Genomic DNA, 21992 nt, shown 5'->3' with positions numbered 1-21992 from the left:
GTTGCGCCGAAGCTCGCACGCGGGCCTCGTGCCCGCCAGGCCCTTCGGACGCGCCGCGTCCCTCGTCTTCCTGAGGTACCGGTCCATCGTGGCCGGGCTCATCGCCATCAATTCGTTGAACGCGAACCCGTCGTACTCGGCAAGCTCGCCACGGGCTCTCAGCGTGGGCAGCCACAGGGGCAGCATCTGCTTGAGGTACTTCGCGCACGGCAGATCCATCATCAGCCACACCCGCACCAGCAGCTCGCGCGACTGCTCCGAATACCGTTTCGGCCGTGTCTTCCTGGCCGCCGGCAGCTCGCGCGGCTGCGTGCCGGCCTCGGTGAGCCTGCGCCTCGCGGTGCTTCTGCCGATCTTCAGCACGGAGCACATCTCGTCGAGGATGCGCCCCTTGTCCTTCTTCGATGCCTTCATGTACTCGTCCCTGAACCTCAGGGTGACCTGCCGCTTCGTCGCCATGCTGATCTTGCCTTCCATACGACAAGCCAAACAGGACCGGTACCGTTCGCGCTCATTTCCGATGAGGCACCACTAGCCATTACGCGCTCAAAAAACGTGAGTCACGTCGTTTTGCTGACGAGTGCTGACGCACCGGGTAAAATATAAATGGGGGTTGGTTTGTCAGCAAGTTTCAGTAATTCAGTGCCCCGCGAATCAATCCACCGTATGTCAGTATGTCTATGTCCAGATAATGAGTAGACCGACCAAAGGAGATCGACATGATCCTCGTCACCACTACACCGTCCGTTGACGGATACACCATCACCAATTATCAAGGAATCGTATTCGGCGAAGTCGTCGCCGGCGTAAACATGTTCCGCGATATCGGCGCGAGTTTCCGCAATATGTTCGGCGGTCGCAGTCAGGGATATGAAGAGGAACTGACGAACGCGCGCAACGAAGCGATTGCCGAAATGCAGCAGCGTGCGGAAGAGCTGGGCGCGCACGCGGTCGTCGGCGTGGATATTGATTACGAAGTGCTTGGTACAGACGGTTCCATGCTTATGGTCACCGCGTCTGGTACGGCCGTGCAGCTTGCTCGCGCTCGCTGATGGGTCCGTTGCCCTGTCAGGGTACTGTAACTTGCTTGAAGTTGGGGCTGATTGGACTGGTTGTGGGCATGGACTGATGATTATTTCGTTATTTCGTCGATTGTGGGTATGAACTGTTCATGAAAAGCAGAAATTTCGCCGCTCTGTGAACAGTTCATACCCACATGCGATGAAGAGTAGTCGGTCTATGCTCGTGATCCTCAGTGGCCAAGAGTGATTTTGCATGTTTGAGTTGGGAATGTGGTGTTGGGTACAGGCTAAGTGCAAACTGAGAGGCAGTTTTTTATGGTTGCATGGGTCTATTTGTAAAGTGAGAGGCAGTTGTTTCTGTTGTTACGCCTAATATGAGGGGTTTCGGGGGTGTGTTTTCCGTGTGTATGCAGGTGTGGCTGCCTCTCACTTTGCATATAGACTCGTGTAAGTTTTGAAATCTGCCTCTCAGTTTGCGAATTGTGATTGGCGGATGCGTGCCTCGTTAACATTCAGGATTTGATGGGCGTATCTTTATCTCTCGGGATGTTGTGGCATGATATCGCGCAATTGTGCGTGGCGGTTTTCTCTCGCTGAGTGCTCGCTAGTGAGCAAAAACCGCCACTCCGTATAGTGCGTGGCGGAAACGCTCGCTGAGGGGGCTGTCAGCGAGTGAAAACCGCCACGCGTTAGTTGGAGTGGCGGAAAATGCTTGCTCGGGGGCATGGTTGGAGACTGTTATGCGGTACGGCCTGCTTTCCATTGAACACACGCATGTGGGTTGGAGGTGTGGGTTTTCTGCCGCATCGGTACTAGTGATTTACTGAGCTGAACGTTACGGAATTCGGTTGTTTTACATGACTTTAAAATACCGGGGGATTACTCCCGGATCTTGGAAGTCTCACATTGCTGCGGACCTGTGTGCGAGGCACGGTACCAGATTCGGCCTCGGATTGCAAAACAATGGTCGGCTGTGGGAAAATCGGGGGAGTGGGTGGCGTGGAACAAAAAAGCTCCGAACAGGTCGCACAGTAATAACACCGCGCCTAGTGAAGAAACCAATAAAAAGCCGAAAGTCTTTAAAAATTAAAGGCTTCCGGCGATGGCGGAAGATACGAGATTCACAACTTCAGGCCGTGTAACTGGCAGTATCTCAACGAAAACGGTCGTGCCGCCCAACTGCCTTACCGCTCAAATTACCGCTCTTCTCGGCGTGTCGCGTGAGAATGGGCGGGATGAATCCGTTGGAGTCCACTTGTGGATGCTCTGTGCTCGCCGTGTCATTGGCGCTGCGTGGGTTTGTCGTTGAGTTGGACGTGGTAGTCGTCGATGATGTCCGCCAGCGTGATGGAGCGCATGGCCTCGGCTGTGGCGTGTTCGATCTTCTCGTAGGAGGGGGCGAGCGTGGCGTGGATATTCCGCGCCACGGGGCATGACTGTCCCTTGTATTGGTGGACGCCGATCATCGTGGCCAGTCCATCGGGTTCGACGGCGTTCTGGATGTCAAGCAACGTCACATCCTTGGGGTCTTGGATCAGGTGTGCACCGACGTTGCCGCGTTGGACATCAATGATGCCGGCCTTTTTGAGCGCGGCGAAGAGCGCTCGAATGCTTGCCGGGTTGCAGCCAGTGCTTTCGGCTAGCAGCGTGCTGGTGACGCGGTCGTCGCTGCCGGCTTCGTTCATGAAGATGAGGCAGTGCACCGCCACTGAGCATTTCATGCTGATATGCATGCGTCCTCCCGTCCTTCGTGCCGTCGTCCCGTATGTTCATGCGTTGCGACGCTGCTGTGTTGACGATATCCCGGCGTCACGATATGGTTTAATGTAATTCTAAATATTACATTACTGGGTCGTCGGAAATCCAACACCTGCGGAATCGAAGAAAGGACGCGCCACCATGCGAGCAGCGCAGATCAACCGTTACGAGAAGGACGTCGCCAAGGCCATTGCGGGGGTTGAGGTCAACGAGATCCCCGAACCGTCCATCGGCGACCGCGACATACTGATCCGCGTCAAGGCGGCGGCCGTCAATCCGCTGGAATTGCTGGTCGTCACCGGCGGAGTCAAGCTGATCCAGGATTATCCGATGCCGGTCACGCTCGGCAACGAGGTCGCCGGCGTCGTGGAACGCGTGGGCGATGCGGTGTGCGGATTCCAGCCGGGTGATCGCGTGTATGCCCGCACGCCGATCGACCACCCCGGCGCGCTCGCTGAATTCGTTGCATTGCCCGCCGACGTTGTGGCACCGATGCCCGAGGGCTATGATTTCGACGAGGCTGCGACCATCCCGCTCACCGGTCTGACCGCGTGGCAGGCGTTCACGGAGGTTCTGGTCGCCAAGCCGGGGCAGAGCGTCCTCATTCCCGGAGGCTCGGGCAGCTTCGGACGCATGGCGGTGCCGATCGCCAAATCGCTGGGGCTGGACGTCACCGTCACCGGTAACGAGCGCTCGCGCGACGAGATTCTCGCCCTTGGCGCCGACCGGTATCTCGACTACCGCGCGGAGAACTACTGGCAGGCCGGCGTCAGTGTCGACTACGTGATCGACGCGCTTGGGCCGGCCGAGTTCGACCGTGAGCTGTCTGTGCTGAAGCCCGGTGGTACGTTGCTCAGCTTGCGTGGCGTGCCCAACAAGGCGTTCGCCGAACGCATGCGGATGCCGTTCCTCAAGCGCACGCTGTTCTCTCTCGCCGGATCGAAGCTCGACAAGAAGGCGCAGGCGCAGGGCAAGCGGTACGAATTCATCTTCGTGCGTGCGGATGGCGAACAGCTGCGTCATGTCACCGACATCGTGAAGGAGCGTGATGTGCGCCCCTCCATCGACCCGCACATGTTCCGTCTTGACGACATTCAAGCGGCGCTCAAGCTTGTCGCCGGCATGGGAGGGCGTGCGTCGGGCAAGGTCGTGGTTCGGTTCTGATCGTCGGGTAATTGATGAACGCAAATGAAAGGGAGGGGATCGGCAATGCCTATCGCTATTATCACCGGCGCAAGTTCTGGCCTTGGCCGGGCGTATATTGATGCGATCATCCGTGAGTGCCCGGAAATCCGGGAGATCTGGATAATCGCTCGCAGCAAAGGCAAACTCGAACGAATCGCCTCTGAATATCAGAGCGTTCGCATCGTGCCGGTTCCGCTCGATCTGACTGATTTGCGCAGCTTTGACGAACTGCGTGACAGGCTTGACGCCACTAAGCCGTTTATCCGTATGCTTGTCAGCAACGCGGGCATCGGTGCGAGCCGGCCGTTCGCTGATGAGGATCCGCAGCGCCTACTGCAGTTGGTACAGCTCAACGTCATGGCGACCACGATGGTCACGCGCCTATGCCTGCCGTACATGCAACGCGGGTCCATGATCTTGGAGACCGGCTCCATTCTCGGCGTCTCACCGGTGGGCAATCTGGCGGCATACAGTGCCAGCAAGTCCTATGTGCGCACCTTGTCCGTCGTGCTGCGGCAGGAGCTCAAGCCGCGCGGCATTCATGTCACTGTGGTACAGCCAGGACTGATGGATACGCCGATGCTGTCGCGTGGTTCGAAGTCGTCCGCCGGTGCGGTCTCGGACGCGGGGCCGGGGAAACGGACGCCGTTGCCGGTACTGGACCCGCGTGACGTGGCGGTCGGTTCAATCCGTGCAGTCAAGCGGAACAAAGCCATCTACCTGCCGCATCCGTTCAACAAGTTGCTCGCGTTTCTGGCCAAGATCCTGCCGATCACGTTTGGCGTATCGGTCGCGAACATGTGACCATACGCTGATTGCCGCGGTTCGACGGCGTCGGTGAAGATGCTCGATGCGGCGTGAATGCCGGCTTGGGTGAGATCTACTGAGATGCCAGCTGATGCTTCCGGACCTTTTTTAGGAAATTCTTTCTGAAATTTCCCAGTGGTCCGAAGAAGCGTTCGTCGGTCGCGGTCTGTTCGTGGTTCTCATATTTGAGAGCTGTTAGTTCGATGGTGCAGATGAAATCCGCCACTTGCGCGAGCCGATAGTCGGTCGGCGAGCCTTTGCGGTAGATAATGGCCTGTTTCGAAAGCGCGTATTTGATTGCGCCATGAATGGCCTGCGTGACAAGGCTTTGGCCTCCGTCGTAGTACACCTTAATGGCGTCGAAGCTCTGGAAGAGCGTCAGATGGTCGAACACGATGTTGACGATATCGCGTTTGATGCGCGCGCCCAGCTGTTCCAAGGTCGCGTAATCGGTCTTTCGGTAGATGAGCGTCACGTATTGTGCCGGCAGTTTGAACAGCATGGACAAGAAGTAGGTGAGCAGGCGCTTGCGCTGGCTGATGCCGAGGTGTTGGTAGGCGTCATGGCCGTTCAGTAGCGGTGAAGCGTGCATGGGGATGTCTGGCAGGCCTGCGTCGCGGAGCGTTTGTTCATAACCATCGAACATAGGAATGACGGGATCGGACTGGTTGTGGAACACCAGTGTCAGCGCGTAGTACTTGGACTGGAATCCCTGTTCGCCGCTTTCGTCGGCGAAAATCGAGATTTCGGCCATAACGCCCCCTGAAATAAAAAATGCCGGGGGATTACCCCCGGCTCTTGGAAGTCTCGCATTGCTGCGGACCTGTGTACGGCACAGACTACCAGAAGACGTCATGGTTTGCAAGTTGTGATATGGCAGACGGTTTTCTTGGGGGGGGCAGCCGTCAGGACTGGGCTCCTTCGCTTGTGATGGTGGTGTGAGTGTTGACGCGAGTATGAAATCATATTATTCTGTGAGTATGATTTCATACTTGAGGTGTGTGGGAGGTTGCAACTGTGAAATTCAGGCAGAACGAAACTTTGCGGGAGTTCGATCGGCTGAACCGGCAAATCGATGGGCTCTACCATGAGATAGCCGTCGCCCGCGGGCTGTCCGACAGCGCATACGGCATCCTGCAGGCAATGCTGGTCTTGGGGGAAGGATGCACCCAGACTGCCGTATGCCGGTACGCATGCCTGAACAAGCAGACGGTGAACTCGTCCGTCAGAAGGATGGTGCAGGACGGGCTTATCGAACTGCGCCAAGGTGAAGGTCGGGAGATGCGCATGCATCTGACCGCGCAGGGGGAACGCGTGATGTGTGAACTGGTGCTGCCAGTCGAACGCGCCGAAAGCGAGGTGTTCGACGAGATGCCGGTCGAGGATCAACGGGAGATACTGCGACTGGTGAATCGCTATCTTGACTCCTTCCGTCGCAAGATCGAGAAGTTGGAGGAAGTGCGTTGATTCACCGGATGTTGAACACGATTGGGCTGGGAGCGCTCGGCATCGATCCCATTACCGCCGTGTACATGATGTCGATGAGGCTGCGAGGGGAGAGGAAGTCTCTCGTCACATTGTTCTTCCTGTCCTTCGCGGGCTCCACGATTCTTGTCGGCACGGTGCTTGCGGCGTCGATGGGAGCCGCGGCGGCCGGTTTCCTGCAAAGCATCCTGCCTGATGACGACAGCCGGTTCTGGGCGATCGCGGAATTCGCCGTATCCATCGTCATCCTGATATGGGTGGCGAAGAGGGTCTTCGCTGGTCCCGGCCGCGAGAAGAAACAACCGCGTGAGACTGTCCGCGGCAGTGCGTTGGAGCATGTCGTCATGGGTTTCGTGTTCGCGGTCACCTCGTTTACCGACCCCACGTTCTACGCGGTGATGCTTATCGGCGGAGAATCGTGCAGCGTCGTCACGGCCGCGCTGCTGCTGACCCTATGGTTCGTGGTCAGTCAATGCCTGACGATGGTCGTGTACGCCGCCATCCAATGCAATCGTCTTGACGCGCTCGCCGCCAGACTGGACGAGTGGAAGGCTCGGAACCTGACGATGTTCAACCGCGTGCTGCATGGCGTGCTGATCGTTGTCGCCATCCTGCTGACCGCTGACGCTACGGCCTACCTGTCCACCGGCGGCTATCTCCTGTAACTGTGTCAGGCCTCCGTCACTGCGCCTCAGGGCATCGATTTCGGAGCGACTATCGGCTCGATTCCGATTCTCGTCTCCACCGACGCGTCCGGAGCGTCGTTCGACCCCGCGCATCCGCTCGGCAAGGTGAATCTGAAGAACCAGAACGTGCCCACGGTGGACCTCGCCTTGGTGGAGAAGACCGATAAGGGTGCGTTCCGCATCGTCGGCCAGCCGGATTTCGCCATCGGGCATGACTTCTACACGCAGGTCTCCACCACGATTCCCTCGTACACCGGGTATCCGCTGGGTGGGCGCATCTACTCGCTGGCGCTGGCGTTCGGCGAGGACGGCGGCGAGGACGGTTCCGGCATCGAATTCGACGGCAGCGAAGTGGTGGCGACCGTCACGTCCGTGGACGGTGCGTCGGTGCAGAGGCTCGAGGCTGGCAAGGACTTCGACGTGACGCCTGGCGGCATCGCCACCATCGATTTCGGCAAGTACGTCAACGGACAGGGGGCGAACAAGGTGCTTGACGGAGGCTCCCTGACCGTGGATGCGAAGGTGCGGCTCACCGATGCCGCCGCCGTCTCCGCGCCGCAGGGCGCGGAATTCGCCGTCTCCGGCAGGGACGAGAAGTTCGTGACCGCCTCCGACGGTGATGCCAAGGGCACGGTCTCCGTCACGGGCATGGCACCGGCGAGCAGACGTTGGCGCGCGGCGCCGGCCATCTGTACGGCACGTCGCTGCCGGTGGGCGGGCCCTCCATGCATGCGGCCATCACGGCGCACAGCGGGTTGGTGCGGGATGTGATGTTCACCCATCTTGACGAGGTCGCGGTCGGTGACAGGTTCTCGATCGACGTGCTGGGCAGGTGCATGGACTACCGCGTCGACCGCATCAGCGTGATAGAGCCTGATGACGTGACGCAACTGCTGATTGTTCTCGGAGAGGACTGCGTCACGCAGATGATCTGCACCTCGTATGGGGTGAACACCCATAGGCTTCTCGTATCGGGTGTCCGCGTGCCTTCCGATTCACGTGGGGGAGGGGAAAGTGCAATACGGCGCGAATCGGTGCCGACGATGGCGGGGATTGTGGTGTTTCTCGTCGTTTTGGGCGGTGGTTCGGGGCTTGTATGCAGCGCCGGTTTGTGCAGGGCGTCGATCCGTGCGCGGCATCGCGCGTAATCGCGGCGTATGCATAGCGGGCGTCCCCGTCATTCTGAGGGGGATACCTCTCTTAAATGACGGGGGACGCCCGCTCGGAAGGGAAGGGGCGCACGGCCTGTGGCCCCGGCCCGCGCGATGAATTCACTCATCGCGCGGGCCGGGCGCATCGCGTTTCAGGCGGCGAGTTCGGCTTTGAGCGCCTTCAGATCGGCCAGAATCGCCTCGTGGCAGGCCTCGTTGGTGTCGAAAGCGAGGTGGCAGAACGCGCACTCGTGGCCTTCGCGGTTCTCGTGGCAGGTGTGGATGCAGGCCTTGCCCTCGCACTGCTCGTCGGTTCCGTGCATGCAGTCGTTGTCGTCGCAGCAGTCGCCGGTCAGGCAGCAGCCGCAGCAGCCGCAGGCCGCCACACCGTGCTCGTGGGTGGAGATGTCGAACTTGGCGAGCGTGTCCTTGCAGACGGCGAAGGTGCCTTCCTTGGTGACGATTTCGTAGGCGTGCTGGTCGATGGTCTTGATGGTCATAAGTGTTCCTTTCAATACGTTCGTTGTTTTCGATTGAAAGGATAAGTCGCGCGCGGTGCGCGTGAAAGTTAGTGAAAGTGGTTACCGGTTCCGTTGTTCGTCGCCGTTGCGGGTGCCTTCGACGGCGTTCCTTGCGCAATGGGGACACAGGCCGTAGATCTCCAGCTCGTGGGCGACGTTGACGTAGTGCAGTTTGGTCGCCGCCTGTTCGATCCACTGTTCCAGTCCGGGAATCTCGATCTCTATGGTTTTTCCGCAGTTCCGGCACATGATGTGGTGGTGGTGACGATGGTCGACGCAGGCGCGGTAGAGGGTTTCGCCGTTGAGATGGATGACGTCGAGTTTGCCTTGGCTGGCCATCATCTGCAGATTCCGGTATGCGGTGGTGGTGCCGATGCGTGTGCCGCGGTTGCGCAGGATGTCGGTGATCTCCTGGGCGGTGGCGAAACGCGACAACTCCGACAATGTCTGCTCGATCAGCATGCGCGGTCTGGTAATGCGGGGGTTGGGCGACTGCACCGCGCGCTCGTCGCGCTGTTGCCCGTCATGATTGGTCACTGTATTCCCCTCCTCTCCCCTTAGATAATGATAGTGGTTATCGTTTAGAAGGCAAGTCGGATGGTTGTGCGGGAAATCCGCGAACCTGACGCCATGGTCGCGCCGGTCCGGTGCACCGGTGCCGTCGCGCCCAAAGAATGGCGAGATATGATGATGCGCCCCGATCGGCGGAGAAACATGTTTCCGATCGGGGCGCATGCGCTGATGGGCGGTTATGGTGTGCGGACGTGGTGGATGATGGAGGCCTTACGGTTTCACGTATCCCTTTCGCACGGCGGCGGCCAGATTCTGGGGGACTCGGACGACTTCGCCTTCCGGTGTGGCGACCGTGGCCAACTGCGGGACTGTCGCCTTCCACTGGGATCGACGCGTGCGCGTGTTGGCGCGTGATTTTCTTACCTTCGGCAATGCCATCAGCCCTGCCTCGCTTTCCACCGGGGGTTCTTCTTGTTGATGACGTACAGATGCCCGCGTCTGCGCACGATGACGGAGCCGTCCTTGCGTGCCAGCGAGCGGATCGATGCCTTGACTTTCATATGTGTTCCTATCGGATTGGTGGTTGGGTTGGCGATGGATGTGGCTATTTCCGCCCGTATCGCGCGTTGAATTTCTGCACCTGTCCCGCCGTGTCGAGCACGACGTTCCTGCCGGTGTAGAACGGATGGCTGTAGCTGGAGACCTCCACGTTCACCAGCGGATAGGTGTTGCCGTCCTCCCATTCGATGGTGGGCAGGCTTGCCGCCTTGGCTGCCAGCGTGGAGCGGGTGAGGAAATACTTGTCGGCGGAGCGGTCGTGGAAGACCACGTGGTTGTATGTGGGATGGATTCCCTGTTTCATGTCGTATCCTTCGTTGTTGTGTTCGTTGCTGTGTTGTCGTATCCGAAGCTGACGTACGAGATCGCGCTCGCGGTCGTACGGCGGATCACCAGCTGGATTTGACGACGCCGGGCAGTTCTCCCTTGTGCGCCTTCTCGCGCAGGTTGATGCGGGACAGTCCGAACTTGCGGTTGAAGCCGCGTGGCCGGCCGTCGATGGAGTCGCGGTTGCGTAGACGGGGGGGACTGGCGTCCCGCGGCAGCGCGTGCAGTCTGCGCATGGCTTCGGCGCGTTCCTCTGGGCTCGCTGCTTGCCTGTCGCTGGCTCAGCGTCCGTGTGGTGCGCGGCGTTCGATGCGCGCCAAGGCCGCTTCGATGCCGATGCGATCGATGGTCTTCATGCCTTTCGCGCTGACCGTCAGTGTGACGTAGCGCCCCTGCGAGGGAACCCAATACCGCTTGGATTGCAGGTTCGGGCTGAAGGTTCTGCGGGTTTTCTTATGCGAATGGGACACGGTGTTGCCTGTGGAGGCATGCGTGCCCAGCAGTTGACATTGTTTGGGCATGTCCACGAGTGTACCATAATGATAATCATTATCAACAAATGTGTGTCGTGAAAAGGGAACGCATGATTCATCCATCGCTGGGATATGGGGGGAATGAGGCCGGAAACGTCGAAGGCTTCACTCCGGTGGTGCTGCTCACCGGAGCCGACGGGCTGAGCCTTGACGCGGCGGTCTTCTCGCTGGTCGACTCGCATCCATCGGTCTGTTCCATCGTCTACGACGTCCGACGTGTCCGAGCCGTCCGAATCCGCCGGTCTGTTGGTCGCCCCACTGCGTCGGATTGCCGTCGGCGAGCGCGCGAACCTGCTCGCGCGTGGCGATCACGTACACATGCTTCGTGGCCGGGCGAGGCACCTTGAACTGGACCGGGTTCACCTTGATGAGCGTCGTGCCCTGATCGTCCATCGAGGCGTTCGTCGCTTCGGCCATGATGGCGCTCAGCAGCTCGAACACGTGCCGACGTATGCTCTCGCCCCGACCGTCCTTCGTGACCTTCATGCTGTCGTACCAGTCGCGGATATGCGCCGGCTTGATCGACGCCATCGGCAGATCGCCGAGTACCGGGTTCAGATAGTCGCGCACATACTGACGGTACTTGTCCTTCGTGGTCTCGCGAATCGGCTGGTTGTCGCCCTTGCGGCGGCGGTTTTGTGTCGTCCTTGCCATGCAGCGCGCCTTCCTGAATGTCGACGGCCGTATCGTCGTTGATTCCCCTGATGAGCGGTGAGCAGCAAGCCGTAAGCGGTACCGTTTAATTACCGACTATGGTACCCCAGAAAACGGTCCGAGACGGGTCAAAACGGAAGACGGGCAAATCGGCGGAATGGCTTGAAATCGCTGGAATTCCGCCGTTTTGGCAATGAAAAAGCCCTTTTCCTTTAGATGGGAAAAGGGCGATGGCGGAGGATACGAGATTCGAACTCGTGAGGCTGTTACACCAACACGCTTTCCAAGCGTGCGCCATAGACCACTAGGCGAATCCTCCATTATGTGAGCTGTCACATTACTGCGTCAGCACACAATTGATAGAGAATAGCACAGTGACGCGATAATACAAACTCAGCTCGCTCGGCGTGTCGGCGTGGGAATGTGAGAAACAAACCCGTCACAGTGCTCCCTGACGCCGACATCATCCCAGTACAAACCGTTCGGTCAATCGCCAATGCCTCGATCAGTAGTTGTTCGAGCCCGGTCCTTCGAAGCGCACCTTGAAGCCGTGTTCGTAGTGCAGGAACATATCTGCACCATAACGATCTACATCGCGGTGCGTGAACAGCATACGAATCGCGAACGCAGTCTGCACATCTTCCGGCAATGCACGGAATGCCTTGAATGCATCCCAACCCGAAGTAGCAACCGCGCGGTCCGGCACGTACGCGTAGCCGTAACCATCCTCGTTCACATATCCCATGAACGGCAGATCCCACGCGTTGTTGTCAGTCAGCGCCTTCTTGAAGTCCTCGACTGCAGCGAGCGCTTCGTCACTGATGCCATATTCCTTGGCAACCTTGTTTGCAGCCGCAGTCTTAGCTGCTGCATCCTTACCGAACATCGACTCATTGACGACGATTACCTTGTTCTCCGCCATGATTGTCCCTTCGTGCAATGGCAGTCGCTCACGAACTCGCTACTCGCTATCTGACACCAGCCAATAATGACCGACTAATAATGGCCGACACTGACCGATATCAACTCATACCGAGTGCCATGATGACTACCGGATGAACCATCTAAACTGAACGTAAACATGTTATATATAACACGTAAATCACTCAGTTCAGCACCACGATTATGTCGTCGCCTTGCGCGACAGTCACCACAATATCACTGAAGCTATGTGCAATAATCCGCATTAATGTGCGGTTTACAACCATTTAACACACTTGTTGGCGTGTACAATCCTTTTATTTGTATGCCATATAGACCCATGTTCATATGCACAAAATCAAACACTAGGTATGTTCACTTTGCTGGAAGAGTCGGCGTGTCGCACGAAGCACCAGCGCCACCCATCAAACTACTTAACATCCTCACAAGGTGGGGAAGTTGCGCACATACGCCGTTTTACCTCTCGCGGCAGCGAACAACGCGGTAGGCTCTGGACAGTGCATGAAAGGGAGAAGAGTATGGCCGAGTCCGAAGACGAGCACTGGCACGTGGACAGCGTGCGCGATACGTCGATGCAAACCCGACTAATTCCCCTATCTGATCTTGAAAACGAAGGACTCGACGTTGCCGACGAATCCGTGCAACCTGCTCAGCCACTCCCGCCGAGCTTCTTCCCCACCAATACCGGCCGTATGCGACCGATCATTGTCGACACGCAGCCACCATCCGCAGCTGCGACATCATCCATAACATCCATAAACAGCACAGCAGCTACTTCTTCCAGTGCCACGCGTGCCGCCAACGCACGCACTGATACACGCATCGCCGCGCGAGTCAGCAGTAACGCATCGCCACAAACCACGCCGTTTGTCTCGCTGAGTGCACGCATAGGTCGTCGCACGGCATCTGCGCCCGTTAACGACGAAACAGCGGCTGGCACATCCAACGATGCCGTACCCAGCGAATCGTCAACAAACGCCGCACACGAGTCGCGCACGCCGCGCATCAGTTACTCGCTGCAGTACCGTGCGCTGCATCCGCGCGACTAACGTACGACTGACGCGTTACTTATGATACGGTTCGTGCGCGTTGATTTTATACGCACGATAAATCTGCTCAAGCAAAATCACGCGCATCAGTTGATGCGGGAACGTCATTTTCGAGAAACTCAGCCGATAGTCTGCGCGTCGCACAATCGCATCATCCAGTCCGATCGACCCGCCGATCACGAGCTGAATATGACTCACGCCACGCAATCCTAGCTGATTGATCTCGTCAGCCAGTCCCTCGCTCGACAGCATCCGACCGTCGATCGTCAGCGCGATCACGTACGCATCGTCGCGTACATATTTCGCGATCCGCTCGCCTTCCTTCGCTTTGATCTGCCGTTCGACTCCCTCGCTTGCGTGCTCGGGAGTCTTTTCGTCGGCGACCTCGATGATTTCAAGTTTGCAGTATCGACTCAGCCGCTTACTGTATTCGGCAATAGCGTCGCGCAAGTACGATTCCTTGACCTTGCCGACAGCGATGATATCGATACGCATGATCCTCCGCAGTATGACTTACAGGCTATTTGGTGATGAGGGGGAGTACTTGTTCGTCGAATGCGGTGAGTGCGGTGTCGATCACGTTGTGCATGTCGTAGTACTTGTATGTGCCGAGGCGACCGCCGAACACGACTTTCGGCTCGGCCGCAGCTTTGGCCGCGTACTGCGCGTACAAGGATTTGTCTTCGTCAGTGTTGATCGGATAGTACGGTTCGTCACCACGCTTCGCGAACCGTGAGTACTCTTCCCACACCACGGTCTTCTCGTGGTTCTGCGAGTCATGGCGTTCCGGGTTGAAGTTCTTGAACTCGATCGCGCGAGTGTACGGTACGTCCGCATCCGAATAATTCATAACCGGGCAACCGAAATGATCATCCTCGTCGTAGCGCACTTCCTTGAAGTCGACCGTACGCCACTTCAAGTCACCCAGCTCATAATCGAAATACCGGTCGACCGGACCGGTGTACACTACCGGCACGCCAGCCGCCAGCAACGCCTTCTTGTTGTACGGTTGCGATTCGTCGAAGAAATCAGTCTTCAACGACACCGTGATACGCGGGTCGTCGATCATGCGTTCCATCCACGCAGTGTAACCGTCCTTCGGCAGACCCTCCCACGTGTCCTTGAAATACCGGTTGTCATAGTTGAACCGCACCGGTAGACGTTTGATAATGTCTGCTGGAAGGTCAGCCGGGTCGGTTTGCCACTGCTTGCCGGTGTAATTCTTAATGAACGCTTCATATAGTGGACGGCCGATCAGCTGAATACCTTTATCGTTAAGATTGGCTGGGTCGGTGCCAGCTAGTTCGCCTGCCTGCTCTTCGATGAGCTTGCGTGCCTCGTCCGGCGTGTAGGATGCGTGGAAGAATTGGTTAATCGTGCCCAAGTTGATTGGTAGCGGGTAGACGACGCCATCGTGTGTTGCGTAGACGCGGTGCACGTAGTTCGTGAATTCAGTGAACCGGTTCACATACTCCCATACGCGTTTGTTGGACGTGTGGAACAAGTGTGCACCGTACTTGTGGATTTCTGCGCCGGTTTCCTTATCAAAATACGAGTATGCGTTACCGCCAATATGATCACGCACATCGATAATATGTACGCGCGCGCCCGCGCGTTCGACTGCTTGTTGAGCCACTGTTAAGCCAAACAAGCCAGCGCCTACAATCACTAAATCCGGATATTGCGTGTCCTGAGCCATACCTCACAACCTTCCAAACACAATGTTCATTTCTCCAGCAGTCTACCGCACAGGGGTCAACGAACACGTAGGGGCGTCATTGCATATACGCGAGTGGCGGTTTTCTCTCGCTGAGGGTACCCCTAGCGAGAGAAAACCGCCACTCAGAAACGTATTACGCACGATCCGCGACGTGCGATACGCGATACGCGATCACGCGTACATGTTGCGCGGGCGCATATCGTTCGGCAGACCCTCAAGCAGATGCATCACCGAACGCGACTCAAATACCGAACGAATACCCGCAGCCAGCAGCGGCGCCACCGACAGTACCGTCATGTTCGGCAGACGCTTCGATTCGGGAACCGGTACTGTATTCGTCACAATAATTTCACGTGCACCGCAATTGCGCAGTCGCTCAACAGCCGGACCAGACAGCAAACCGTGCGTAGCAACAAGCGTCACCGATGCCGCGCCAGCTTCACGCAACGTGCGCACCGCCTCACAGATCGTGCCAGCAGTGTCGATCATGTCATCGACAACCACGCAATCGCGACCTTGCACCTCACCGATAATGCCGTGTGCAGTCGCATGATTCGGCCGAGTCGTATCGCGCGTCTTGTGAATAAACGCGAGCGGCAGATTACCGAGCTTGGCAGCCCACTGTTCAGACACCTTGATACGACCGGCGTCAGGAGAGACGATCGTCGCGCGATCCATCGGCACATTGTTGCGCACATAGTCAAGCAAAACCGGCGTTGCAGTTAAATGATCGACCGGACCGTCGAAGAAACCTTGCTCTTGCGCGGCGTGCAGATCGATCGTAATCATACGGTCAGCACCGGCTGCGCGGAACAGATCAAAAATAAGACGAGCGGTAATAGGCTCGCGGCCGAGATGCTTCTTATCCTGACGTGAATAGCCAAGGAATGGCGCAACCACAGTGATCGAGCGAGCCGACGCACGCTTCATCGCGTCGATCATAATCAGCTGCTCCATAATCCACTTGTTAATCGGGTCCGTGTGACACTGCAGCACAAACGCATCCGCACCACGCACCGGCTCGGTGTAACGCACGTACATCTCGCCGTTCGCAAAATCGTACGCGGTGGTTTCCAGCACGTCGATGCCCATGTATTTTGCGACCTCAGCCGCCAATTCGGGGTATGCACGGCCCGTCACTAGCGCAAGTCGCTTATCCGGTGTGCCTTCGAGAATTGCCGACATGATCCGCCTTCCCAGTCGTTCGTGCCATCCGGCCGCAGCCGAACGGTCAAGAAAATAGCCGTATTCAAATATAACAACGACGGTGTATGTAACGCGCCCGACACTGTCGTGAGGTGACGATACTCTATACAGGTTGCCCGCACGCAGGTGCGGATGACGCGTATACACACTCCTGCCGCGGAAAGTCCGTGGCCGAATAGTCCGAAGGAGGTGGGTGATGTCTGCGCATAAGTACGAACTGATGTTCATTGCCGATCCCGAACTGGATGAGCACGGTCTGAAGAAGTTGACCGAGCAGTATCTGGAACTCGTCACCAAGGACGGTGGTTCTGTTGAGAACACCGATATTTGGGGACGCCGCAAGCTCGCTTACGAGATCGCTGGCAAGACCGAAGGTAACTACGTCGTGGTCAACTACACTTGCGAGTCCGCTGTTAGCGACGAGCTCGACCGTGTGCTGAACCTCAACGAATCCGTGATCCGTACGAAGATCCTTCGTAAGGACGCCAAGTAAAGCTTCCCTCAGCAATAGCTGAACCGTGAGCACATTGCACACATTTACACGTTGACACATTCACGCGTAAGTAACGTGAGTAAGTAAGAAGGTAACGTCATGGCAGGCGAAACGATCATCACCGTGGTCGGCAACCTCACGTCCGATCCTGAGCTGCGTACTATCGGCTCCGGCGCGACTGTCGCGAGCTTCACTATCGCCTCGACACCGCGCACGTTCAACCGCCAGTCCGGCCAATTTGAGGACGGTCCGGCGCTGTTCATGCGCTGTTCCGCATGGCGTGATCTGGCCGATCACTGTGCACAAACCCTGACTAAAGGCATGCGCGTGATCGCTCAGGGCCGTTTGCAGCAGCGCTCGTATCAGGCCCAGGATGGCTCGAATCGTACCGTGGTCGAAATGACTGTGGACGAGATCGGTCCGTCGCTGCGGTATGCCACCGCGCAAGTAACTCGTACGTCGAACAACGGTCAAGGCGGATTCGCTGGCCGTGGTCAGGGCGGATTTAACGGTGGCGCGTCTGCTGGTCAGGCTGCTGGCGGATACGCTGGTGGTGCTGGTGCTGGGTACGCTGGCGGCAACGGCGGTTATTCCGGTGGTGCCGGATATGCCGGTGGTGCGTCTGCTGGTCAGGCTCCGGCTTCGATGCAGCCGATGCAATCTGCTGGCATGCCCGCGACTGCGCCTGCTGCGCAGCAAGCTCCCGTGACCGATCCGTGGTCGTCGGACGCGTCTGCAAACAGTGGGTTCTCGACGTTCGGAGGTAGCTCCGATTTCGGCGGGAACTCTGACGAGCCAGAATTCTGATCTTTTCTGTTGCGTAACGCAACGTGCCGCTCACGAAGCGAATTAACCTAACGTTTTAAGGAGAACATCATGTCCCGCAAGAGGCCGCAACCGCCGGTCAAGCCGTTTAAGAAGAAGCCGAACCCACTGAAGGCTGCTAAGATCACCGAGATCGATTACAAGGATGTTGCGCTGCTGCGCAAGTTCATCTCCGATCGTGGCAAGATCCGTTCTCGTCGCATCACTGGTGTGACTGTTCAGGAACAGCGTGAGATCTCAAAGGCGATCAAGAACGCCCGCGAGATGGCTCTGCTGCCGTACGCCACTTCCGGCCGCTGATCGAGGAGGTAAAGGAATATGGCTAACACCAAGGTTATTCTCACCGATACCGTTTCCAACCTCGGCCACTCTGGTGACGTTGTTGAGGTCAAGTCCGGCTACGCTCGCAACTACCTGATCCCGCAGGGCCTCGCCTTCGCATGGACCAAGGGCGCTGCTGCGCAGGTCGAAGCGATGAAGCGTGCTCGTCTGGCCAAGGCTGTGGCAACCCGTGAAGAGGCTGTCGCTGCTAAGAACCTCATCGAGGGCACCACGATCGAGATTGCTGCTAAGGTTTCCGAGTCCGGCAAGCTGTTCGGTGGTATCTCTGCCGACAAGATCGCTATCGCTCTGTCTGACAAGGCTGCTGTCAACCCGAAGAACATCGAGGTTGAGCCGATCAAGACCACCGGCGACTTCCCGGCCAAGGTTGTTCTGCACCCGGAGATCACTGCGTCCTTCTTCGTGAAGGTCGTCGCCGAGTGACCCTGTTCCGGCCGTGACTCGCGGCTGTGGTGACGGTGACTGCTGTTGCTGTTACCTGTCGTTAGTCGGCCGGGATATCCAGACTGACGCCTGATTGCCTGCTTGACGCAGGTATCGCATCAGGCACCATATAGCACCATATATAACAGTCTGAGCTTAAGCATTATGCTCTGCCACGTACGGTTTGTATCCGTACGTGGCAGGGCTTTTTTGTGTTGTACCACCGTCTGCGTATCGGCGTGTCGCGCAATTGTTGGAACCGTGCTTTCGCTTGCTTTCGCTTATTCCCTGTAAACGGTGGTTGTGATCGGTTCTTGTTGGTTGCTACCGGTGATTTCAACCGTGATTTCAAGCGTAACTGCGCGCATTTACGACACCTGCGCGCAGTTACGCTTGAAAATGACGCCAAAAACGAGCGTAACTGCGCGCGCGTATGCAGATTGCGCGCAGTTACGCTCGTTTTTGCGGCGATTGTGCGATGGCCGTGCGATGGTTGCGTGATGGTTGCGTCGATTGCGTGATGGTCCGGTGAGCATCAGCCTGTGCGTGGCGGTTTTTGCTCACTGAGCGCCACTCAGTGAGCAAAAACCGCCACGAGACATGAGTAGTGGCGGATATTGCTCACTGGGGAGGTGCTTAGCGAGCAAAAACCGCCACTAAGTGTTTGGTGACTAAGACCGGGTGATTGGTGGGGAATAGGCAACAAAAAGGGGTGTTGGACGGTTGATGATGACCGTCCAACACCCCTTGTGTTCGCTATTAGTTGGCTTACATGTTTCCGCGTCGTCTGGCAGGCTCCGCGATCATGCAATCGCGGAACGGTCACACGTGCGGACAATGCCCATCAGGCGACGTGAGAAAACAGTCGCAACTGATTCAGCCAGCGCTCGGCTGATCAGAGAACCAAACTGACCTCATTCAGCCTTCGATGGCAATCTGATGCTTGGCCTCAACCTGCGGTTGAGCCTGCATCTTCGGCACCTGAATGCACAACGTGCCGTTCTTGTACGAGGCGTGAATGTCAGTCTCCTTGACATCCTCGCCAACGTAGAAGCTACGCGAGCAAGTGCCGATATAACGTTCGCGACGCAGCCACTTGCCGTCTTGTGCCTTGTCGTCGTGGTTCTCATCCTTGTGAGCCGACACGGTCAGATAACCGTTGTTCAGCTCAAGCTTAATATCGCTCTTATCAAACCCCGGCATATCAATATCAACGTCATATGCGTTCTCAGTCTCACGCACATCCGTCGACATCATGTTTGCCGGCATCACAGCAGCGGACGAACCATTATCCGTGCTGCGCCAACCCTCAAAGAACGGGTCATCAAACAGATCGGAGAACATCGTATCATTCATCAAAGCCGGAAGCATAGCCATAATCGGTACTCCTAACACAATATGCGTGGAGTGAAGCGGCTTGGCTCGCCAGCCAGCCTCTTGCAAGCTCGCTACTTGGCGAACTCTTGATCGGCCAACCGGTTATCGTAACCGCTCCCGGAACCCCTCTCGGAGCTCCTGCCTTGTCCTTTCACCCCACACAATAGGCGCAGTCAGCAAAGCATTCCCCAGTTTTACCCACAGTGAAAAACTTGAGTGTATTCGGCGCAAGTTTTGTATTGCGCGAGAGACTCGCAGTCACAAAGAGAAAAATGATTCAGTCGGCAGCTGGTTGGCGAACTGTTCGATCATAGATACAGATCATAGATACAGATCATAGATACAAAGGTCATGAGTGCTGCATGTGTTCAGCGAGTACCCAAGCCGCATATAATGGCACGCTTCGTAGATCGCCTTCTATACCGAAGTTTTTTGCACTCAGTCGTATAGCGTAGGCGGGTTGATATTTGCTTCGGTAGGCCGTGAGGCTGCGTGCGGTGACGTTGTGTCCAGATTTGACTTCGATAGGTATTACGTTCCCGTCATGGTCGCGTGCGATGAATTCCACTTCGCCACGGTTGAGAGTTCCCCAATAATATGTGGGAATTTCGGCTGCGGTGAGTTGTTGGAGCACATAATTTTCGTTAAGCGCGCCTCGGAACGCGGATGCTTTGTTGTCGGCTGGTATGAGATCAGTCGGGGTGATGTCATAGTCGCACGACAGAAGTCCAGTATCTGCCATGTATATTTTGAATGCGGATGAGTCTTCGAATGCTTTGAGCGGTGTGACTGGTTCGCTTACTTGTGTAAGACGGGTGATGATTCCTGCTGATACGAGCCATGCTAGTGCTCCTTGATAAGCGTTGGCGCGGCCGCCCGGGCGAATGGTTTTATATTGAAACTTATGATTTTCTTTGGCGAGTTGGCGGGGAATACTATTCCATGCTTCGACAATGCGTTGAGTTTCGCGTGCTGAAGAGTATTTAGCCATATCAGCAATGTATGCGGTAATGATGTTGCGCTGCAGTGTGCGCGCGTATTGTAACGTGTGATCAGTGTTCACGTATGCGTTGACTGGTTCTGGCATACCGCCAATAAGCATGTATTCGCGGATTAAATCCATTGCTCGATCATGGAGTGTAAACGGACGATCTGGTTGTGTGAATGCTTGACGAATATCATCTGCGAGACGCTGTTCGTTTGTAGCCCACAAGTATTCCTCAAAATTCATGGGATGCAACGTGAGCATATCGACTTTGCCTACTGGGAATGAGTATTTGCTGCGATTAACTTTGACACCGAGTAGACTTCCAGCCGCGATGACATGGTATTGAGGAGCATCATCGCAAAAGTATTTGAGAGATGTTAAGGCTCGCTCGCACAACTGGATCTCGTCTAATACGATCAACGTGTGTTCGGCATTGATTTCCATGCGTAGCAGGCTTTCAAGGCCATGAATAAGGTCTGCTGGGGCAATTGACGCATCGAATATTGCGCTAGCTTGTTCGTCGCGAGAAAAATCAACGTATGCCATATTGGCAAACGAACGTTTCGCGAAGTGGGTGATGGCATACGTCTTGCCAACCTGTCTCGCACCGAACAATACGAGTGGCTTACGATGAGTGGAATTGTTCCATGCATCAAGCTGGTCGTCGATGAGCCTGCGCATACGTGCGTATATCCTTCCATTTTTAACATGTTAAAAATGTATGTTACTACACTTTTAACATGTTAAAAATGGAAGGATATACATTTTTAACAGTAAAAACTATAGAAAACTAGAAACAAGCAAGCAATCAGTAAGACTCGTTCTTGTCGCTATCTCAGTCGCCCTCAGAATTGTCGTCCACAGTATCATCCTCACCGAGAAATACCCATTCAAGCAACGAAATTGCACCGAGCAGTATCCCCGTCTCTGCCACGATCACAATGGCGGCCGCGAAAATCAGCGGCGTACGGAATGAGTTGAACGCAGCCTGCAGCCAAATACCGATGACGTGGATACCGCGCCTGGCTTGTGCACTTTGCTCGCTTACTGGCAGTGCGTCGGTCGGCGTGCTGTCGGAATCCCGTGTCGGTCGCGTAATTGTCATTCACTGACTTGACGCTGGTGCGGTATCCCACGGTGTGAGTAATGCGGTCAAGCTCACTAGTGGCGAGTCGCCGAGGCAGTATGCCCTCAGCTCGCCGAATGATCGCACGTATGCGGCTAGTTCGGCGGTCGATACGAGACATTGACGTATGTGTTGCGCGGTACTTGCCACAGCGAGAGCGCGTAGTCGGTGAGTAGTTTGCGTGCGGCGATCGGGTCGATTTGCGCGCTGTATTCTTTGTTTGGTTGACCTAGCGGTGGCTCGGACCCGGCGACGAGTATATCGTCGTAGTCAGTTGCGCCCATAACATCGAGCAGATGAC

The 21992-nt window shown here is 56.6% G+C and carries 29 protein-coding genes, 1 tRNA gene and 2 pseudogenes; 12 read left to right on the top strand and 20 right to left on the bottom strand.

Features of this window, described 5'->3' with window-relative positions; all coding sequences use genetic code 11:
- A pseudogene (locus tag BHAP_RS05775) lies at positions 1–477 on the bottom strand (integrase catalytic domain-containing protein); the annotation flags it as partial.
- Positions 478–719: 242 nt separating this feature from the next.
- Between BHAP_RS05775 and BHAP_RS05770 the strand changes: the two are divergent.
- Positions 720–1052, top strand: coding sequence for a putative heavy metal-binding protein (locus BHAP_RS05770; protein WP_094729792.1), 333 nt, complete (start codon positions 720–722; stop codon positions 1050–1052).
- Positions 1053–2302: 1250 nt separating this feature from the next.
- On the opposite strand, the gene BHAP_RS05765 is transcribed toward BHAP_RS05770, so the two are convergent.
- Positions 2303–2755 (bottom strand): RrF2 family transcriptional regulator, encoded by a 453-nt coding sequence (locus tag BHAP_RS05765; protein ID WP_094729791.1) that lies wholly within the window; start codon positions 2753–2755, stop codon positions 2303–2305.
- A gap of 166 nt (positions 2756–2921) precedes the next feature.
- Here BHAP_RS05765 and BHAP_RS05760 point away from each other — a divergent pair, with 166 nt between their 5' ends.
- Both BHAP_RS05760 and BHAP_RS05755 read left to right on the top strand, forming a co-directional pair.
- The gene (locus tag BHAP_RS05760; RefSeq protein ID WP_094729790.1) at positions 2922–3944 is read left to right on the top strand and encodes an NADP-dependent oxidoreductase; all 1023 of its coding nucleotides are present in this window, start codon (positions 2922–2924) and stop codon (positions 3942–3944) included.
- A 45-nt stretch (positions 3945–3989) separates the two neighbouring features.
- Complete coding sequence (locus BHAP_RS05755; RefSeq protein ID WP_158216441.1) at positions 3990–4769, top strand: SDR family NAD(P)-dependent oxidoreductase; 780 nt, start codon at positions 3990–3992, stop codon at positions 4767–4769.
- A 76-nt stretch (positions 4770–4845) separates the two neighbouring features.
- Here BHAP_RS05755 and BHAP_RS05750 read toward each other — a convergent pair whose 3' ends face one another.
- Positions 4846–5526, bottom strand: coding sequence for a DUF3800 domain-containing protein (locus BHAP_RS05750; RefSeq protein WP_094729788.1), 681 nt, complete (start codon positions 5524–5526; stop codon positions 4846–4848).
- A gap of 263 nt (positions 5527–5789) precedes the next feature.
- Here BHAP_RS05750 and BHAP_RS05745 point away from each other — a divergent pair, with 263 nt between their 5' ends.
- From BHAP_RS05745 to BHAP_RS05730, 4 genes are all read left to right on the top strand, one after another.
- On the top strand, positions 5790–6239 hold the full coding sequence (locus BHAP_RS05745; RefSeq protein ID WP_094729787.1) for a MarR family winged helix-turn-helix transcriptional regulator: 450 nt from the start codon (positions 5790–5792) through the stop codon (positions 6237–6239).
- An 8-nt stretch (positions 6240–6247) separates the two neighbouring features.
- The gene (locus BHAP_RS05740) at positions 6248–6922 is read left to right on the top strand and encodes a hypothetical protein (RefSeq protein WP_143248745.1); all 675 of its coding nucleotides are present in this window, start codon (positions 6248–6250) and stop codon (positions 6920–6922) included.
- A gap of 126 nt (positions 6923–7048) precedes the next feature.
- Positions 7049–7714 carry a hypothetical protein gene (locus BHAP_RS12120; RefSeq protein WP_143248744.1) on the top strand — a complete coding sequence of 222 codons (666 nt, stop codon included), beginning with the start codon at positions 7049–7051 and terminating at the stop codon, positions 7712–7714.
- A complete protein-coding gene (locus BHAP_RS05730; protein ID WP_094729784.1) occupies positions 7612–8091 on the top strand; it encodes a sortase in 480 nt (159 codons plus the stop codon). Before BHAP_RS12120 ends, BHAP_RS05730 begins: the two co-directional genes overlap by 103 nt.
- Positions 8092–8246: 155 nt before the next feature.
- Here the strand turns inward: BHAP_RS05730 and BHAP_RS05725 are convergent, their stop codons facing one another.
- The 10 genes from BHAP_RS05725 to BHAP_RS05675 all read right to left on the bottom strand — a co-directional run bounded on the left by BHAP_RS05725 (position 8247) and on the right by BHAP_RS05675 (position 12122).
- Positions 8247–8594 carry a lectin-C gene (locus BHAP_RS05725; protein WP_169713173.1) on the bottom strand — a complete coding sequence of 116 codons (348 nt, stop codon included), beginning with the start codon at positions 8592–8594 and terminating at the stop codon, positions 8247–8249.
- An 81-nt stretch (positions 8595–8675) separates the two neighbouring features.
- On the bottom strand, positions 8676–9152 hold the full coding sequence (locus BHAP_RS05720) for a Fur family transcriptional regulator (RefSeq protein ID WP_244569321.1): 477 nt from the start codon (positions 9150–9152) through the stop codon (positions 8676–8678).
- 246 nt (positions 9153–9398) lie between these two features.
- Positions 9399–9566 (bottom strand): 50S ribosomal protein L32, encoded by a 168-nt coding sequence (gene rpmF, locus BHAP_RS05715; protein ID WP_094729782.1) that lies wholly within the window; start codon positions 9564–9566, stop codon positions 9399–9401.
- The gene (gene ykgO / locus BHAP_RS05710; protein ID WP_043167076.1) at positions 9566–9688 is read right to left on the bottom strand and encodes a type B 50S ribosomal protein L36; all 123 of its coding nucleotides are present in this window, start codon (positions 9686–9688) and stop codon (positions 9566–9568) included. The genes rpmF and ykgO overlap by 1 nt, the downstream gene beginning before the upstream one ends.
- Before the next feature lie 44 nt (positions 9689–9732).
- Positions 9733–9990, bottom strand: coding sequence for a type B 50S ribosomal protein L31 (locus BHAP_RS05705; protein WP_094729781.1), 258 nt, complete (start codon positions 9988–9990; stop codon positions 9733–9735).
- 85 nt (positions 9991–10075) lie between these two features.
- Positions 10076–10249 carry a 30S ribosomal protein S14 gene (rpsN, locus tag BHAP_RS05700; protein WP_211279696.1) on the bottom strand — a complete coding sequence of 58 codons (174 nt, stop codon included), beginning with the start codon at positions 10247–10249 and terminating at the stop codon, positions 10076–10078.
- Positions 10250–10294: 45 nt separating this feature from the next.
- Positions 10295–10534 (bottom strand): 50S ribosomal protein L28, encoded by a 240-nt coding sequence (rpmB, locus tag BHAP_RS05695; RefSeq protein ID WP_094729780.1) that lies wholly within the window; start codon positions 10532–10534, stop codon positions 10295–10297.
- Positions 10535–10669: 135 nt separating this feature from the next.
- Entirely contained in the window at positions 10670–11200 is a 531-nt protein-coding gene (locus BHAP_RS12115) for an N-terminal phage integrase SAM-like domain-containing protein (protein ID WP_094729779.1), read from the bottom strand.
- A gap of 231 nt (positions 11201–11431) precedes the next feature.
- Positions 11432–11519, bottom strand: a tRNA-Ser gene (locus BHAP_RS05680).
- A gap of 186 nt (positions 11520–11705) precedes the next feature.
- Positions 11706–12122 (bottom strand): glycerophosphodiester phosphodiesterase, encoded by a 417-nt coding sequence (locus BHAP_RS05675; RefSeq protein ID WP_094729778.1) that lies wholly within the window; start codon positions 12120–12122, stop codon positions 11706–11708.
- Positions 12123–12660: 538 nt separating this feature from the next.
- Here BHAP_RS05675 and BHAP_RS05670 point away from each other — a divergent pair.
- Positions 12661–13191 (top strand): hypothetical protein, encoded by a 531-nt coding sequence (locus BHAP_RS05670; RefSeq protein WP_094729777.1) that lies wholly within the window; start codon positions 12661–12663, stop codon positions 13189–13191.
- Between the two features lie 15 nt (positions 13192–13206).
- On the opposite strand, the gene rlmH is transcribed toward BHAP_RS05670, so the two are convergent.
- The 3 genes from rlmH to BHAP_RS05655 form a co-directional block, all read right to left on the bottom strand.
- Entirely contained in the window at positions 13207–13686 is a 480-nt protein-coding gene (gene rlmH, locus BHAP_RS05665; RefSeq protein WP_094729776.1) for a 23S rRNA (pseudouridine(1915)-N(3))-methyltransferase RlmH, read from the bottom strand.
- A 25-nt stretch (positions 13687–13711) separates the two neighbouring features.
- Positions 13712–14890 (bottom strand): UDP-galactopyranose mutase, encoded by a 1179-nt coding sequence (gene glf, locus BHAP_RS05660; protein WP_094729775.1) that lies wholly within the window; start codon positions 14888–14890, stop codon positions 13712–13714.
- A 192-nt stretch (positions 14891–15082) separates the two neighbouring features.
- Positions 15083–16096: a ribose-phosphate diphosphokinase gene (locus BHAP_RS05655; protein ID WP_094729774.1), complete on the bottom strand. Its 1014-nt coding sequence runs from the start codon at positions 16094–16096 to the stop codon at positions 15083–15085.
- A 217-nt stretch (positions 16097–16313) separates the two neighbouring features.
- Here BHAP_RS05655 and rpsF point away from each other — a divergent pair, with 217 nt between their 5' ends.
- The 4 genes from rpsF to rplI all read left to right on the top strand — a co-directional run bounded on the left by rpsF (position 16314) and on the right by rplI (position 18200).
- The gene (gene rpsF, locus BHAP_RS05650; protein WP_094729773.1) at positions 16314–16610 is read left to right on the top strand and encodes a 30S ribosomal protein S6; all 297 of its coding nucleotides are present in this window, start codon (positions 16314–16316) and stop codon (positions 16608–16610) included.
- Positions 16611–16709: 99 nt separating this feature from the next.
- A complete protein-coding gene (locus BHAP_RS05645; RefSeq protein WP_094729772.1) occupies positions 16710–17417 on the top strand; it encodes a single-stranded DNA-binding protein in 708 nt (235 codons plus the stop codon).
- Between the two features lie 69 nt (positions 17418–17486).
- Entirely contained in the window at positions 17487–17735 is a 249-nt protein-coding gene (gene rpsR, locus BHAP_RS05640) for a 30S ribosomal protein S18 (protein WP_033890661.1), read from the top strand.
- Positions 17736–17753: 18 nt separating this feature from the next.
- Positions 17754–18200 (top strand): 50S ribosomal protein L9, encoded by a 447-nt coding sequence (rplI, locus tag BHAP_RS05635; RefSeq protein ID WP_094729771.1) that lies wholly within the window; start codon positions 17754–17756, stop codon positions 18198–18200.
- Between the two features lie 918 nt (positions 18201–19118).
- Here the strand turns inward: rplI and BHAP_RS05625 are convergent.
- From BHAP_RS05625 to BHAP_RS05610, 4 genes and pseudogenes are all read right to left on the bottom strand, one after another.
- Complete coding sequence (locus tag BHAP_RS05625) at positions 19119–19577, bottom strand: Hsp20/alpha crystallin family protein (RefSeq protein WP_094729769.1); 459 nt, start codon at positions 19575–19577, stop codon at positions 19119–19121.
- Positions 19578–19926: 349 nt separating this feature from the next.
- Positions 19927–21246 carry an ATP-binding protein gene (locus BHAP_RS05620; protein ID WP_094729768.1) on the bottom strand — a complete coding sequence of 440 codons (1320 nt, stop codon included), beginning with the start codon at positions 21244–21246 and terminating at the stop codon, positions 19927–19929.
- Positions 21247–21400: 154 nt separating this feature from the next.
- Positions 21401–21571: pseudogene (locus BHAP_RS05615) on the bottom strand (ABC transporter permease); the annotation flags it as partial.
- 215 nt (positions 21572–21786) lie between these two features.
- The gene (locus BHAP_RS05610; RefSeq protein WP_094729767.1) at positions 21787–21975 is read right to left on the bottom strand and encodes a hypothetical protein; all 189 of its coding nucleotides are present in this window, start codon (positions 21973–21975) and stop codon (positions 21787–21789) included.
- Positions 21976–21992: the final 17 nt, after the last annotated feature.

This window comes from Bifidobacterium hapali, assembly GCF_002259755.1.
GTDB lineage: Bacteria > Actinomycetota > Actinomycetes > Actinomycetales > Bifidobacteriaceae > Bifidobacterium > Bifidobacterium hapali.
Note: the sequence above shows the minus strand (reverse complement) of the source record. Positions and strands in the feature narration are given on the sequence as shown.